The sequence below is a fragment of the Candidatus Pantoea rara genome (assembly GCF_051136265.1).
Lineage (GTDB): Bacteria > Pseudomonadota > Gammaproteobacteria > Enterobacterales > Enterobacteriaceae > Pantoea > Pantoea rara.
In genome coordinates this window covers 1462393-1477901 of the sequence record NZ_CP194942.1, presented here as the reverse complement: position 1 = coordinate 1477901, position 15509 = coordinate 1462393, and the positions used below count along the sequence as shown (strand labels likewise).

The 15509-nt window shown below is 51.2% G+C and carries 12 protein-coding genes; all 12 read right to left on the bottom strand.

Annotated elements, in window-relative coordinates:
- Positions 1-1263 (bottom strand): colanic acid biosynthesis pyruvyl transferase WcaK, encoded by a 1263-nt coding sequence (gene wcaK, locus ACR8BF_RS06945; RefSeq protein WP_292992173.1) that lies wholly within the window; start codon positions 1261-1263, stop codon positions 1-3.
- A 160-nt stretch (positions 1264-1423) separates the two neighbouring features.
- Positions 1424-3640, bottom strand: coding sequence for a phage tailspike protein (locus tag ACR8BF_RS06940; protein WP_434745766.1), 2217 nt, complete (start codon positions 3638-3640; stop codon positions 1424-1426).
- 82 nt (positions 3641-3722) lie between these two features.
- A complete protein-coding gene (locus ACR8BF_RS06935) occupies positions 3723-4757 on the bottom strand; it encodes a glycosyltransferase (RefSeq protein WP_434745765.1) in 1035 nt (344 codons plus the stop codon).
- 46 nt (positions 4758-4803) lie between these two features.
- Complete coding sequence (locus ACR8BF_RS06930; RefSeq protein WP_179895319.1) at positions 4804-5556, bottom strand: glycosyltransferase family 2 protein; 753 nt, start codon at positions 5554-5556, stop codon at positions 4804-4806.
- 69 nt (positions 5557-5625) lie between these two features.
- Positions 5626-6543: a glycosyltransferase family 2 protein gene (locus ACR8BF_RS06925; RefSeq protein ID WP_292992171.1), complete on the bottom strand. Its 918-nt coding sequence runs from the start codon at positions 6541-6543 to the stop codon at positions 5626-5628.
- Between the two features lie 75 nt (positions 6544-6618).
- Complete coding sequence (locus tag ACR8BF_RS06920) at positions 6619-7797, bottom strand: acyltransferase family protein (protein ID WP_179895317.1); 1179 nt, start codon at positions 7795-7797, stop codon at positions 6619-6621.
- Between the two features lie 33 nt (positions 7798-7830).
- On the bottom strand, positions 7831-8535 hold the full coding sequence (locus ACR8BF_RS06915; protein WP_179895316.1) for an SGNH/GDSL hydrolase family protein: 705 nt from the start codon (positions 8533-8535) through the stop codon (positions 7831-7833).
- A gap of 14 nt (positions 8536-8549) precedes the next feature.
- Positions 8550-9689 (bottom strand): EpsG family protein, encoded by a 1140-nt coding sequence (locus tag ACR8BF_RS06910; protein WP_179895315.1) that lies wholly within the window; start codon positions 9687-9689, stop codon positions 8550-8552.
- Between the two features lie 277 nt (positions 9690-9966).
- Positions 9967-12144, bottom strand: coding sequence for a tyrosine-protein kinase Wzc (gene wzc / locus ACR8BF_RS06905; RefSeq protein ID WP_434745764.1), 2178 nt, complete (start codon positions 12142-12144; stop codon positions 9967-9969).
- Between the two features lie 12 nt (positions 12145-12156).
- Positions 12157-12591 (bottom strand): protein tyrosine phosphatase, encoded by a 435-nt coding sequence (locus tag ACR8BF_RS06900; RefSeq protein ID WP_136198042.1) that lies wholly within the window; start codon positions 12589-12591, stop codon positions 12157-12159.
- Positions 12592-12600: 9 nt separating this feature from the next.
- Positions 12601-13740 (bottom strand): polysaccharide export protein, encoded by a 1140-nt coding sequence (locus tag ACR8BF_RS06895; protein ID WP_179895313.1) that lies wholly within the window; start codon positions 13738-13740, stop codon positions 12601-12603.
- A gap of 294 nt (positions 13741-14034) precedes the next feature.
- The gene (gene wbaP / locus ACR8BF_RS06890; protein ID WP_179895312.1) at positions 14035-15468 is read right to left on the bottom strand and encodes an undecaprenyl-phosphate galactose phosphotransferase WbaP; all 1434 of its coding nucleotides are present in this window, start codon (positions 15466-15468) and stop codon (positions 14035-14037) included.
- Positions 15469-15509 lie beyond the last annotated feature (41 nt).

The window sequence follows — 15509 nt, the reverse complement described above, 5'->3', positions numbered from 1 at the left end:
TTACCCTAATACTTTGAGAATCTCTTCAGTGATCCGGTTGCCAATTTCCCTTTCATTCGCAACGGCCGTGTCGACCTTAAGCTTGATGTTGTCGTAATCGGCAAGGACCGTTTTGACCTTGTCGATCAGCGAGCCATCCATCAGGCTTTTTACATCGGTTGCCATCTGCGGCAGACCAAGCTGGTTCATCACACCCATCGACTTGTGCTCGTAGTTGATCGCCACAGCCGGGGTGCCAAAATTCATGGAGATAATCGCTGAGTGCAGGCGTGTACCAATGGTCAGATGGCAATGATTCAGCAGGATGCCCAGTTCCAGGTCATTAAACTCATCCATGATGACATGATAATGTTCAGGCTGCGTCACGTGGTCACGCAGAGTCAGTGCAACCATGCGGTCATCTTTGGCATAGCTGTCGATGCCGGTACAGGTGGAGAACGCCACGACCTGATAGCCTTCAGCAATCATGGCATTAATCACCCGACCAAACGCCTCTTCATACTCTTTCTGGGTTACACCAAGACGTTTATCAAACGGCGCCAGTTCACGTACCGTAATCGCAATGGTTTTACGGCCATCGATAATACCCTGCCAGTAGAGCAGGTTATGGCTCGGATTTTCGACTTCACGCGCACGCACCAGGAAAGCGGTATCCACACCAGACGCCACTTTAGAGCTGGTCACGCCATCACGCTTCATCAGATCAAGACTGACTGACTCGCGCAGCACCAGGCTGTCGACCCGATCAAAGACAAAATTCGCCAGCGCATTGACGCGCGGGTTCTGGAATGGCCCCACCGAGTGACCGATCAGATAGATCGGCTTTTTCGCCATCAGCGCACAAAGCGCATGGTCAAACTGGGTCACGCCATACAGGTCAACGAAGAACGATCCGCCAACCTGAATAATTGCATCATATTTTGCCAGGCTGTCCGTAAACGCTTTCAGGTGAGGCGGAACAGAGAAAGACTTAAAGATCCCGCCCTTGCCCAGATGCGCCATCATGATATCGGGCATCAGGCGGTTCGCGACTTTACGCTTAAACGAACCGACCAGACCTTTGCCTGACTTGCTGTTGTGCAGATACAGCGCATCCTGCTGAATATCCTGCTGGAGCAGATAACCGGAGCTGGTTGGATAACGGCTAATAACGTCAATGTCTAAATCACTGCGTGCAGACCTCATTGAATCAATCAGTCCACGAAGAATCGCGCCATCCCCGCGATTCCCACAGGTATGGTTACCCACCAATAAAATTTTCATAACAACTCCGAATGAATTTTTTTTAATTCTGAAAGCCGCCCAGATCCGCAATGGGCAAAATGAACTCTGATTAAAGTAATGCTTTACGGGATAACGCACCCAAAGGTAGTACTCCTGTCAAAACCGGCCGCCTCCATTGTGGCGGCCGTGATGCAAGCTGTTACGACTTAATCGCGAAGTAAGGCAGTGCGACCTGTTTACCGTTGATGACCACGGAAACAAACCCTTCCGGCTTACTGGTATCGACCTGTTCGGCAGAGAGCGGACGGGAAGCCATCAGCAGATCGCCCTGTTCGTTGGCACCCACACCTGCTTTACCGTTATGCAGGCTGAAGCGCTGTGGCGCGCGTTTAGTCGCGTCACCCGACGGCGGATTGCCTTTCTCCATTACCGCATTAACCCGCGCGCAGCGTCCGGTAACAAAGCGGTCTTTACCGGTGGTTTTTACCAGCACGACGGCTGACGGCGTCCAGCCTGCCAGTTTGACGAAGAGGCGGACATCAGTGTCATGCTCAGCGACGTAACGTACGTCGACAATCGGACTGCTGCCTTCGGCAGACCAGCTCGCTTCCGACAGCCCTTTCTTGCGCTGCACATGGATCACCGCACGGCCGCCCGTCGTCTTATCACCGATCAGGTTCATCAGCGGTTGATCACCACTGCCGTTGCTGAACTGTGACTGACCGAAAATCTCGACCTCCCACGAATCACCGACCGTCGGTGAGTAGAGGCTGCCGAGATCAAACCAGGTCTCCTGGTTAGTATTGTTCTCTAAACGCCAGCGCGAGGTGATGTAGTTATAATTCAGGCTGCCATCCAGGGCGACACCATAAGATTCAACGCGGGTTGATCCCATCTCCCAGATGTTAAGCAGACGTTCACCCTGCATGGAGTTGTCTATCCAGCTGCCCGACTGCAGGCTGGTCTGACGCATATTCAGGCGGCTGTTATGGGCGATAAGCGGATTCTTACAATCCTCCAGGCTTAGCGCATCGATGATCCACTGGCCGTTGGAGATATCGCCTGGATTTTCACAGTGCTCAATCCAGCCATTGTGAATAATCGACTGGGCGCAGCGCGCCAGGTTAAGAACCTTGCCGCCGCGACAGTGCTGCGCATTGAAGTTTGACAGCTCGATTGCGGTGCTATGATCCCAGTTGCCCTGCTTTTGGCCTGACCAGCCCGCCTTAATAACATCACCTGAGCAGCGTGAGGCGTACCACTGATCAATTTTGCAATCGAGGGTATCCTGCAGACTGATGGCGGTGCCGCCGACAGCGTTAAAGCGCAGGCAGGCCCCACGGAAAAATTGTCCGCCAGGACAGGTGTTATGGAAAAAGCCCTGCTGATTCGGGCTTTTATCACTGTTACCGTTAAAAATCAGGTTAGAAAGCTCGACGCGACGGGCATTCATCTCAAAAACGAAATCTGACTTGCCATCCGAGACAATGGTTGTCGCAGGGAAGTACCCGAAGTTAACCATTGCCCCTGAGATGCGGAATAAATTGAGATTCTTATTACCAAGGTTGCAGGCAGAAACCATAAAGGTGCCGGCCGGGAACTGGACACAGATCTGCTGGTTAGCCTGCTGTGACCACTGGAACATCGCCATAATGGCGGGCGCCGTATCGGTTTTGCCATCGGCAATTGCACCGAAATCAAACAGCGTCAGGCGGTTATAATCATCTACCACGCGGCGCCAGTGAAAGCCCTCACCGGCAAAGTTTACGCCGCCATCATTCTGAGCAGGCTGGAAGCTGCCGACAAACTCGCCGCCGCCGACTTCCCGCCCTTCATGCCAGCTTTTAAGCTTAATCTTGGCCCCTTCAAACAGCGGGCGGGTTTTGCGTAACTCTTCTACAGACGGGATCTCACCAATCAGCTGATAACCTGCTGGCTGCGCCAGACGCTGACTGAAATCTGCAGCGCCAGGACGGCTGACATCCGCGATGTTGAACAGCGTCTGACCGTTACTGTCCTCGACAGCCATCGAATGCGAGGGATTGGCAATCAGTGCGGCATTATCCTGAATGAACTGCGCAAAGTTACCTTTGTTCAGCGGGATAGGCTGAGTAATCCCGGAGACTTTACCGCTGGCATCGCGCAGGAAAACCGGGATCTGGTTGCCGGGTTTACTGGCATCCACACCCGCTTTACCAATCCAGAGTTTGCCTTCAAAGCCCTGCCAGAACTGCGGTGGCATCGCGTAGACATTTTCCGGCGTCAGGATAGGCACGTCGCCTTTAGGAATGTCAGTGGCATCAACCGGCTTCAGGGCGATACCGTTACTTTTTGCAGCGTAGCTGGAAAAGGTGCTCACGGAGAGAGCCCCCACCAGAGCGGAGGCGGCGGTCTGTAAAACTTCTCTTCTTTTCATGCATCAATTCCCGTAGTCAATAAGGCCAATGGCCATGGCGGTGTCCCTGAGGCACGTCGCAAGTGAGCGTTTCCAGCTCCGTTTAAACCAATGACAGCCAGCTTTGCTTAATCTGGTTACCGTCGAATTTCAGCGCGGTTTGTTTGGTTTTTTCGCTCATGGCATAGAACAGCGCGTCATCGCTGGCGAGTTGCTCCATGCGCGCCAGAAAGGTGGCTTTATCGTTCATCGGAACCAGGAAACCATCTTCACCATGGTTGATGATCTCCTGTGGTCCGGTCGGGCAGTCATACGCGACCACCGGCAGTGACCAGGATTTTGCTTCCAGCAGCACCAGCGGCAAGCCTTCATAGCGTGAGGTCATCAGCGCCATATCGCTGTCACGATAGTAGTCATTGATATTGTTGACCTTACCGACAAACTTCACGCTGTCGGTGATGCCCAGCACGGCAGCCTGATCGTGCAGTTGCTGACGCAGTTCGCCATCACCGGCAATCACCAGTGTCCAGTCCGGATGGTTGCGTGCGAAGTCGCGCCAGATATCCAGCAACAAATCAAAGCCCTTCTGGTTATCCAGACGTCCCACCGCCAGCGCCTGACGATGACGGGTCTGGCGCTGATAATCTTTGTAAACCACCGGGTTTGGGATTGGCTTGCTGGGAATGCGCCAGCGGCTGAACACCTGATGATCTTTTTCGGTCAGAACAATCACGCGGTCGTAGTAGCGCAGCAGCAGAAACTTGAGGAACTTGATCGGTTTGCTGAAGGAGTTAATGGCGATATGTTCGCAGGCGTAGGCCTTGCCCCGCTTCTTCTTCATTGCCAGCAGATTCCAGAAGGCGAACATCACGCTCAGGCGACCCATGCTGATCAGGAAGACGGTATCGAAACCCTCTTCGTTGATACGGGCTACTGCGCTTTTGATCGGGTTGCTCTGCCCTTCGAAGCTGACGATCTGTTTGACATGTTCAAACGGATAAAAGGTTTTACCGCTGCCTTCCAGCGAGTAGATGGTGACTTCATGTGTTTCGCCAAGACACTCTGACATGAAGTTACAGATGTTCTCGGTGCCCGCATACGAATAAGCATCTTTGATCACCAGGACAATTTTTTTCATGAAACGCTATCCACCTCAAATTTTAAAGACAATCCTGCCGACAGGCTTAACGATGCTTAAGGGTAAATAGCACACCATTCACCATATACCAGGCGTAATAGTAATAGATTTTTAACGGATTGTTTTTATAGATAATTCTTAATAATTCAAGGTGCCACTGGGCTGCTTTGTTCTTATTACGCGAAAGGGAATCGCCTAATTCGTAATAGTTGACCAGAATCGTCTGAATTACGCGCGCCTGCTTATAGCGGGTGAACAATTCATATAAAAAAAGGAAATCTTCGTGGCCTTTGCGCTGGAAGAAAAGACCCTGCGGCGGACGACGGAAACAGACAGAGGAGAAACAGACACGATACTGCTTCTTCACAAAGTTTTCCTGCTGCAGGTAAGGTTTGCCGTAGGTAATATCGTGCTCAGCCTTGCGGGTTTTATAGTGATATTCGGTAATCACGAAATTATCACCCGCCGCAATGGCAGCAACCTGTTGGGTCAGCTTATCCGCATGCCACTCATCGTCGCTGTCGAGAAACGCGATAATCTCTTCAGTTGCCGCGCGCAGTCCCACATTACGGGTCTCTGCTGCGCCCATGTTAACGGCGTTATCCAGAATGGTAATGCGTGGGTCCTGACAATGTTCACGCACAAACGCCAGCGAGTCGTCGGTGGATTTGTCATTGACCAGATAGAGGTGCCAGTCGGTATAGTGCTGATTGATAACCGATTGCACAGCGCGTAATACCGTCTGACGGGCATTATACATAGGCATGACAATGCCAACGGTTCCAACAGAAGTATTCATCTTCAACCCTGAATTAATCGAAAAGAGAGGTGCTCCTGACATCAGGAGCAGAGCGAGGCGCAGTGCGCGTCAGGAGATCGCTTTCTCACCGCCGAAACGTGCTTTGACCTTGTCTTTAACCCGGTTCATAAAATAAGCACGGTTGTCTTTGTTGGTGAGGAAGAAGTAGCGAGCAAAGCTCAGGCTCGCCATCAGCGACTTACCATCCATTTTGTAGCGCAGCGGCAGCTTAAAAGCTTTGTAGGTGTGGATATCACGCGGGGTAAGATGCGGCTTCATGCTATCAAGCCAGAACATCGAGTAGTTCACCGATTCGCCTTTGTGCTTCGAGCCAAATTTCGTGACAAGGTGGTAGTTCGCCAGCGGTGCAGCGATCATCACAAAGTCATAGCCCATGCGATCGGCACGAATGCAGAAATCATAGTCCTGATGACGGATGTAGCGGGTATCGAACTCAATTTTCGCCGCGTCTTCCCGCTTCAGCACGATGGTGCTGGTCTGGATAAAGCCGTAACAGCCGAACAGATACTCAGCGACGGTTTCATTTTTGCCCGGTGGCTGCATTGGCATCACTTTCAGGAACGTGCCGTCCTGATAAATGTTCACCTGGCTGAAAATGACGAAATTCTTTTTGCCCTGAGCTTCCAGCTGAGCAATTTTTTCACTCACCTGCTGCAGTTTATCAGCGGCCCACTCATCATCGGCGTCAAGAAAGCTGACATAATCACCGGTCGCCAGCTCAATACCTTTATTACGCGCACCGGCCCCGTTGAGTTTGACCTCAGAGAGCACCAGATTGATGTCAAGATCCTGGTAGCGTTCACTGCGAACCACATCTGCCAGCGCGGCGGCATCCGCAGATTTATCATCCACGATGATGACTTCAAAATTGCGATACGTCTGCGCTTTAACGCAATCCAGCGTGGTTACAATCGATTCTGACGCATTGTAAGCGGGGATTACGATAGAGAAGCGAATGTCCTTCATTGCCAGCACCTCATTAAAAACATTTCCAATATCAAAGATATAACGTTCGGACGTGGCAGGGTAACCGGTGATGTCCTAAATTGTTGCCGAAGCGTTGGCTGCCTCTTTTTTCTTTTGGCTACTCGTGATGAATGGCTTCTCAACGTAGAGATACGTCAGTCTGGCGACATAGAATGACGCCACAAAGAACAGAGTAGAAAGCAGGGTATAGAAGAAAAAGTTATGCTGAATCAATGACTCTGGTATCTTTTTGATAAAATAAAGCACGATGCCGTGGATCAGATAGAGGCTATAGCTGACTTCACCTACCGACATCAGGGTTTTGCTTTCCAGCAGACCAAACAGGGAATTGCCGCTACTGATGATGAAAAACACCACGGCCAACAGGCAGAGGAAAATCAGGTAGTAGAACGTACTGCTGGTAAAGAACAGTGCGATAACAGCCAGAGCAATCGCCAGTGAGGCCGCTAAACCCGAGGAGCGGAATGCCATCCAGCGGTCGCGGTAATGCCATGCCAGATAACCTGTGGCAAAGCCCAGTACCGGACGAGGATCGGTATAGGCGGTGCCCCAGAGGCGCAGCGCTATAGCGATGGCTAAAATCCCGCCAATCGATCCCATAATGAGTAACATCCTGAAGCGACCACCGGTGGCACGATTCAACAGATAGATCACCGGAATCGACAGATAGAGCAGCCATTCCAGTCGCAGCGTCCATTCGACACCGGCATTGATATTGGCCGTCGGAATCGAACCGATATGGTAATTACCGACAAACAGGAACCAGCGCAGACCATCAACCAGCATTGCGCCGCTGGCGACAACGTCACCACTAAACCAGCCAATGACCACGATAAGCAGTGCGGAGAACCAGAACATCGGCACAATGCGTCGCACTCGGGACTTCAGCAATTTGCGTGTGAGTTCAGCGGTGGTCAGCTTGTCATTGTCCAGCCAGCGATAGAACAGAAAAGCAGAGATCATGAAAAACAGGGCAACACCGAACTTACCGGAGTTGGCAAAAAAGTTACCCTGCGACACCCATGCAAAATAGTCTTTATCAAAAATCCACTCATGATCGAGTGAATAGACGTAATGTGCAAAGTGTGAGAAGGCAACAATGCTCGCCAGCAGCGCGCGCAATCCAGAGATACTTTTAATACCGCTGCCGTTATAAACGCCGCGATGGAAAGAAAATAAGCGTAACACCATCAGTGCTATTACTAATGACAGCACCATCATCAATACGTACATATCGCCCTGCTCCTCGGGTTTTAAATAGCCGGCTTAGTGAGTCGATTTAAAAACAGCATCAAAATCTTCACTTAATAAGGCGAACGTCTGCTGCGCCTTGATCTCATAAAGATCTTTCGTCGGGTGGATACAGTCCGGTGACATCTGACTACTCCACTCTTTTTGCTGCTTAATCAGCTCATATTGCTTCACGACCGGTACGTGCTGCTGCTGCGCCACCGCATTGATCTGATAAACATAAGGCCAGACGTTCCATTGCTCTGCACGGCCACACAGGGGATTAGGCTGCTGCAGCACCACCTGTTTGCCATGCGCTTTGGCCGTTTTTACCAGATCCGTGAGAATGCGGTTAAAGTCCTGCGGACTTTCCGCGCCATGAGATCGGTTCTTACCCGAAAAGACGCGCGCATCGTTGATGGCATAATTGATCAGAATGATGCTGGCATCCGATTGCGCCATACGCTGTTCCCAGCTCTCCTTGCCGTTAACAAGTTCTGAGATCTGCGCGCCCGGCGAACCATGGTTTTCGATACGGACATCATGGCCATATTTTTCCTGCAGCATCTGCTGCAGATAGGTCATTTCATTCTCTTTACTGATGACGTTACGACCGCCGGAGGAGGTCACACCAGCGGTAGTCGAGTCGCCATACGCGGCGATCACAATCGTGGCCGGGGCATCTGTTGCCTGTACCAGTAACGGCGAGGCAATCAACAGCAGGGGGAGTAATCGAATCATTTTCAGCTCTCGTCTTAGTGAACTAACTTAAATTCACGCGCCACTTCATACCCTACCACCGCCTGTTTAAGCGAAATGGTGTTGTAATAGAGGTAGTACACCTGGAAGAAGACAAACATCGCAAACATTGCGGGCTTCCAGGCTCTTTTTGACTGATATATCAACAACGTCAGAACTATCGGCTCTACCTGTAGCAGGTAGTTTGAGAGACGAGCGCCCGAGGAGTAGTTGTAGAAAAAGATCCTGATAGCTCCCCCGACCGCAAAGGTGATAATCAGCAGGTAGTTCAGTCGCCAGGCATCATAATTGTCACGCTTCAGGCGGTTCGACAGCATGAAGTAGACAAAAATAAAGACCAGCGCCACGTTTTTCAGGTTCGATACCGAAAAAACACTGCCGGTACTGGCTGTCGCTGCGTTGTCATTATTGTAGCCAGCTGCCCTTTCACCTAATCCACCCAGGTGACCGGCAATTGCTGTAACAAAGCCCATCCCACCGACTTTCGACGCTGGAATACTCAGCACAATAATTGCAATCGGGAACCAGCGACGTTCACGCAGGAACAGGAAAGGAATCAGTGTGACTACCATGACAGCGGTATTGTGACTGATGAATGAGAGAACAAAGAAGCCAAATGCCATCCAGTAACGCTTTATATAAAGCGTCCAGACCACGCCCAGGAAAAATGCCGAGCTCAGACCAAAGCGGATCTGGTTAACATCTTTGTTAATGAAGATATGGGCCGAATAGAGCGCCAGTGCCAGCACCGGATAGGGTGACATCTTTTTAAAGAAGATGGCATTGGTCCCAACCGCCAGGATCGAGAATACAAACAGGAAAATGCTGGCATTGTGCGAAAACAGGCTGGTCAGCCAGGCAATGGCAAAGATCAGCGGCTCATAGCGGAAAAACGCCACGGTGTTTAAGAAGCCGTTAACTTCAATACGCCGGACAAAATCTTCAAAGAAGCTACGGTACTGATAGTCATCCATGCCCGTGCCGAGCCCGCGGATACCGCCGAAAACAATCAGCGTCACGGTCGCGATGCAGAGCAGATAAGTCAGAATATGGGAGGTGCGTTCATCTTTTTTTAGCAGTATTTCAAACAGCGAAAGTAGCAGCAAAAAGCCTGATACATACCAATATGGAGCCATGGTGTGATTCCTTAATTCCACAAGTTTTCATGCCAGCAATACACACGCTTCACCTTCCCGACTGGCTTTGCAGCGAGCCTGAAAAGACGGTCACACATTGCGTGCAGGCAATGCCATGCTGGTGATGAATTCTGTTGAGTGACGCTCGCCATGCGATTTATAGAGGTATCGCTTTTGTGGGTTTGGACAGAATAACCTGTGTAAATTGATGCGTGTCGTCATTCAAAAGGACGATAAAAAGGGGCGGTCAGACCGCCCCCTGGTTATTACTCAATGATCAGCTTTTATTGGGCTTGCTGTAGTCATAAGCGTAATAGTCATAACCATGGCCATACGCATTAGCGGCTTTACGTACCACGGCGTTGAGAATCACACCTTTAATCTCAATACCGTTCTGGGCAAAGCGTTTGAAGCTGACATCCACTTCTTTGGTGGTGTTGGCTTCGAAGCGCGCCACCATCAGTGAGGTACCAGCCAGCTTACCGATAATAGACGCATCGGTGACGGCCAGGATTGGCGGCGTATCGATTAACACCAGGTCGTAGTTCTTGCTCGCCCACTCCAGCAGCTCACCCATGCGACGATGCATCAGCAGCTCAGACGGGTTCGGTGGAACCTGACCACGTGGCAGGAAGTCGAAACCGTACACGCCCTGCTGAATCAGCGCCGGGCTGAACTCCGTTTTACCGGAGAGTACGTTTGACAGGCCTGATTTGTTATCCGCGCCCAGCAGTTCGTGGGTATAACCACGACGCATGTCGCCATCGATAAACAGAACACGCTGACCCGCTTTCGCGACCAGGGTCGCCAGGTTGGCACAGATAAAGGTTTTACCAATACCCGGGCTGGCGCCGGTGATCATCAGAATGTTGTTTTTCGCTTCCATCATGGCGAAGTGCAGACTGGTACGCAGGCTACGAATCGCTTCAATGGAGAGGTCAGTCGGGTTACCCAGCGCCAGCAGCGTTTCGTGCGGATCGGTTTTCACCTTGCTGCCACGACGTGCCAGGGCTTCGGTATCTTTTTTACGCTGCCAGTCAGACAGTGGAACGCTGGCGTAGACATTCATGCCCAGCTCTTCCAGCTGATCCGGGTTCTCGATGCCGTGATGCAGCAGGGCTTTCAGCAGAACCAGACCCATTGACACGATCAGACCAAAAATCAGGCTCGCGGCAATGATCAGCAGCTTCTTCGGTGCTACCGGCGAGTTAGCGGTCTGCGCGCTGTCGATGATGCGGACATCACCTACAGTGCTGGCCTTACTGATACTCAGCTCCTGCTGGCGGTTCAGCAGCTGCATGTAAATCTCCTGACCAGACTGAACGTCACGGGTCAGACGCAGAATTTCCTGCTGGGTCTGCGGCATGCCAGAAATTTTCTTGTTCAGCTGAGCCTGCTCACCTTCCAGCGTTTTGCGTTTTTCAAGCAGCGCGCGGTACGTTGGGTGATCTTTAGTAAACAGCTGAGAAACTTCAGCTTCACGGAAGGTCAGTTCATTCAGCTGACTCTGCACACTGACAGAAGAGTCCAGGGCGGATTTCGCTTCCAGTGACAGGTCTACCGATTCGTTCTGACGACGGAACGTGTTCAGCTTGTTTTCTGCTTCATCCAGCTTGCTGCGAACAGCAGGCAGCTGAGTGCGTAAGAATTCCAGGCTTTTCTCGGCCTGCTCTGACTTGCGCTCAACGTTCTGTAACAGATAGTTGTTCACAATCTGGTTCAGTACTTTGCTGATCTGGTCTGGATCTTCACCCATATACTCCAGACCCAGAACGCCGGTATCTTTACCTTTGTCTGCCACGGTCAGGTTGGAGAGGACAGAATTAATCGCCTGCAGGTCATTCAGCTTGGTCACGGTGAAGCTGGTGCCTTCATCGGCATGAATCTCGCTCACCAGCATGCTGATGTCGCCATGCGACTCCAGCTGGCCAACTTTACCTTTGAACAACTCATCGCCATTTTTGGAGACGGTGTAGCTGTCCGGACCGGTCACTTCCAGTTCAACGTTACGTTTGTCGATAGTACGTGGGATTTCCAGGCGCGAAATCGCAATACTGGCAGGTTTGTTGCCCATGAGGCGTGACAGACCTTTACCGATAACAGGGAAGTAGTTCTGCTCAACTACGGTATCCAGACCCAGATCGTCAACGGTTTTGCCGATGACCATGCGGGATTCCAGAATCTCGATTTCCGTATCAGAGGCTGGCGTCGGTGGCAGAATGCTGTCAATTTCGTTCAGAACGGTACTGGCATTCTTCTGCTCAACCTGAACTAACGCATCTGCGCTATAAATCGGTGTTGCAAACAGTGTGTAGAGTGTTCCCGCCAGCATGAAAAATGCCGTAACGGCAACAATGATCCAGCGATGATCAATGAGCTGTCCCACAAGATGCGCCAGATCCCATCCATTCGACTCCTCTCCCGGCGCGGTTCTGACCTTATTTTTTATATTCATGGATAATCCCAACTATCGGCTTAATACGTTGACCCACTTCTGGGTAGCGTTTTCCAGTAATCCGTAAATCTCTTCAAAGGCCTCACGGCTTTTTCTGTACGGATCCGCAATTTCTTTCTGATTGAGCCAGTGCCCAAGCAACATGGTTTTGCCACGTGCGGCCGGGTCGATGCGGTTGACCTGTTCAATGTGTCGCTTTTCCATGACCAGAATCAGGTCAGCGCGACGACACATTTCGGATGTCAGCTGCTGCGCCTGATGCCCTTCCAGCGACAGACCCTGTGCAGCCGCGACTTCTGATGCCATCCTGTCGGCCGGGTGGCCGACCAGCGCCCCCAGGCCAGCAGAGCGAACATCTAAATCGGGCAACGCACGTTTAAACAGGCGCTCTCCGGTGGGAGAGCGGCAGATGTTGCCAATGCAAACGACTAACACGGACGTAATCATGGTCAGACCTTAGTTCGACCAGTTGCGGATACGCTGTGCGGCCTGAGTCGCATCGTTGATACCTGCAATGGTTGGTATCAGTTGCGAAATCACACGGTTCCAGCGCGTCAGCGGTGTAGAGGTGACATATACAATGTCATAAGGCTGAAGCTGGAAATCAGTTCCCATCACCATGGATGCCGCATCTTTGGTATTCAACTGATAGATGTTGGCAATCTTGCTGCGATCGGTGCCGTGCAGTGGACGGATAACGAAGACACCGGTGGCGTCAGAGGTAGTCTGATCTATGCCTGCCGCATTGCCCAGCGCTTCCGCCAGCGTCATGCCGCTACGGTCCATTTTCAGGGTTGTCTGCTGCTTAACTTCACCCATCACGAAGATTTTCAGATCGTCGTTACGCGGAACGTAAAGAATATCGCCTGGATAGAGGAGGTGGTTCTGGCTCAGGTCGCCGTTCTGCATCAGTGCCTGCAGAGAGACGCGCTGCTCACGACCGTTGTGCGTCAGCACGACGTTACGCCAGTCAGCATCAGGGGCCAGACCGCCCGCGGCGTTGATCGCATCCAGTACCGTCAACGGTACGTTGGTGATTGGCTGCTGACCTGACGTCGTGACGGAACCCGTAACATAGGTTTTCTGCGATTTGAACGAGGCGATGCTGACATCAACCTGTGGGCTTTCAATGTACTGAGCCAGACGACGCGACACTTCGTCACGCACTTCGCCGACGGTACGGCCCGCTACACGGACACGGCCAATGTAGGGATAGAAGATGGTGCCATCAGAATGCACCCAGTTACCGGTGTCGCTGGCGCTACGGTACTGACCTGCTGGGGTCGTCAGTTCCGGGTGATCCCAGACCGTCACGGTCAGGACATCGCCCACACCGATACGGTATTCGTAGTTCTGAATTTCGTTCTGCAGTGAAGGATTGGTCTGAGCCACCAGTGGCTTAGGACGCATCTTCTCAACCAGTGACGGCGTTAACGGGAAGACGTTGACATATTTGTCGATGTCAAAGTTGCTATCCTGCTGCTCGACGACATCTTTTCCTGATGTAGAAAGGCGAGAACCGGGTTCGATCGTACACCCGACAAGGAATGTGGCGGATACCAGCAAGGGTATCAATTTCATTTTGATTGTAATCATTTAGATCTTCGCTATCAGTTATTTATTGATAGAGGCGAAACCGCCGCTGTGTAAGCGTCCAACAAAAAGTAAATCCTGGCTGACGTCAGCCTTAAGCTCTGAACCTGTCGTTCATTATCCTTGCTCCACTTGTTATAAGTCGTGGCCATCTATCAGGGTCTACCTGGAACGCCTGGCATCATAGCGGACTATGGGTGCACTGCGATATCCCTGATGATGGTCACTATTAACGACACGCCTGACAACGGCAAAACACCTCTGAGCGCGCGTTAGCACGCTCATTTCGACTCACGATTAATAGGCACCGTCGCGTTTTAACACTACGCCCACTGTTTTAAACAGAATGGCGATGTCATTCCACAGTGACCAGTTTTTCACGTACCACGAGTCGAAATAGACGCGGGTTTCATAGTCAACGTCATTACGACCGCTGACCTGCCACAATCCCGTCATGCCTGGCTTAGCCATCAGGTAATAATCAACATCACCAGCATAACGACAGAGTTCATCTTCAATGACCGGACGAGGTCCAACCAGACTCATATCACCGCGCACCACGTTCCAGAGCTGCGGGAGCTCATCGAGGCTTGTTTTACGGATGAAGTGACCCACTTTTGTAATACGTGGATCATTTTTGAGTTTGAAATCTTTATCCCATTCCGCACGGGCAACGGGATCGGTGCGCAACACCTCTTCCAGCACTTCTTTAGAATTAATGACCATTGAGCGGAATTTCAGGCATTTAAATTTACGGCCATTCATTCCCACACGCTCATGACCATAAATCGGTGGTCCACCATCCCGGCCCACCAGGAAGCCCAGCACCAGCAGTGCTGGCATCAGCATCAGGATAATCGAGAACGCACCCACGATATCGAATGCCCGCTTCAGGAAACGCGAGGTGCGTTTCGCCAGGTTATTCTGAACCCGCAGAATCATCACTTCGTGGCTGAAGATATAAGCCATATCGGTACCGTAAAGCGGCACACCACGCAGGGTCGGGATGACAGAGACTGAACGGCAGTTGTGCATCGCCAGCGATTTAAGCCAGACATCACGGTACTGACTCTGCTCATACTCCACGGCCACAATGAACTGGGTTTCGCTATTGGTCAGGCTCCAGAGCTCCTGCTCGTCGCGCAGCACCGGCACACCGTTCATGATCTCCTGCGGACAGGTTCTGTCAACGTCGTAGAAGGCGATAACGTCAAAACCCATGACCTCTTCACTTTGCAGTGCCTGCCAGGCTTCGTGCGCATTTTTGCTGCTGCCGATAATAATGGTCTGTTTCTTCCACAGCCCTTTTTTATTCAGCAGACGTTTAGACAGCGCGCGGCAGGTCGGAATTAAGATCAGTGCCAGAATCCAGGTCAGTAACCAGACGAAGCGCGACATCTGCCACTGTGACAGTGCGGTAATCGACAGGTCGATGATAGAAAATATAAGAATGGTACGAAAAACTTCTTTTAATTCGAACCAGAAAGGTTTGCGGTAAGTATAGTGACGAAGCCTTACCCAAAACCAGCCAATACAAATTATTGACAGACAGATGTGCGTTGCAATTTGCAGATTCATTTCTTTTTCAGAAATATCTGCCAGCGGCGAACCCGAGTGAAGATTAATTAGCATCATCGCCAGAAATAATGCTGCGTTGAAACAAATTAAGTCTGAACATGCCAGCATTAATTTGGTAATAAGACTTTTAAACGTAAATTCTGTATCGCGCATATTTAACTCTTTTATTTTATTTCCTTAAACCCGCAACGGCT

Coding starts and splice junctions, on each gene's coding strand:
- ACR8BF_RS06940 (WP_434745766.1), bottom strand. CDS start 3,640: ATGAAAAGAAGAGAAGTTTTACAGACCGCCGCCTCCGCTCTGGTGGGG.
- ACR8BF_RS06895 (WP_179895313.1), bottom strand. CDS start 13,740: ATGATTACAATCAAAATGAAATTGATACCCTTGCTGGTATCCGCCACA.
- ACR8BF_RS06930 (WP_179895319.1), bottom strand. CDS start 5,556: ATGAATACTTCTGTTGGAACCGTTGGCATTGTCATGCCTATGTATAAT.
- wbaP (WP_179895312.1), bottom strand. CDS start 15,468: ATGCGCGATACAGAATTTACGTTTAAAAGTCTTATTACCAAATTAATG.
- ACR8BF_RS06915 (WP_179895316.1), bottom strand. CDS start 8,535: ATGATTCGATTACTCCCCCTGCTGTTGATTGCCTCGCCGTTACTGGTA.
- ACR8BF_RS06925 (WP_292992171.1), bottom strand. CDS start 6,543: ATGAAGGACATTCGCTTCTCTATCGTAATCCCCGCTTACAATGCGTCA.
- wcaK (WP_292992173.1), bottom strand. CDS start 1,263: ATGAAAATTTTATTGGTGGGTAACCATACCTGTGGGAATCGCGGGGAT.
- ACR8BF_RS06910 (WP_179895315.1), bottom strand. CDS start 9,689: ATGGCTCCATATTGGTATGTATCAGGCTTTTTGCTGCTACTTTCGCTG.
- ACR8BF_RS06935 (WP_434745765.1), bottom strand. CDS start 4,757: ATGAAAAAAATTGTCCTGGTGATCAAAGATGCTTATTCGTATGCGGGC.
- wzc (WP_434745764.1), bottom strand. CDS start 12,144: ATGAATATAAAAAATAAGGTCAGAACCGCGCCGGGAGAGGAGTCGAAT.
- ACR8BF_RS06920 (WP_179895317.1), bottom strand. CDS start 7,797: ATGTACGTATTGATGATGGTGCTGTCATTAGTAATAGCACTGATGGTG.
- ACR8BF_RS06900 (WP_136198042.1), bottom strand. CDS start 12,591: ATGATTACGTCCGTGTTAGTCGTTTGCATTGGCAACATCTGCCGCTCT.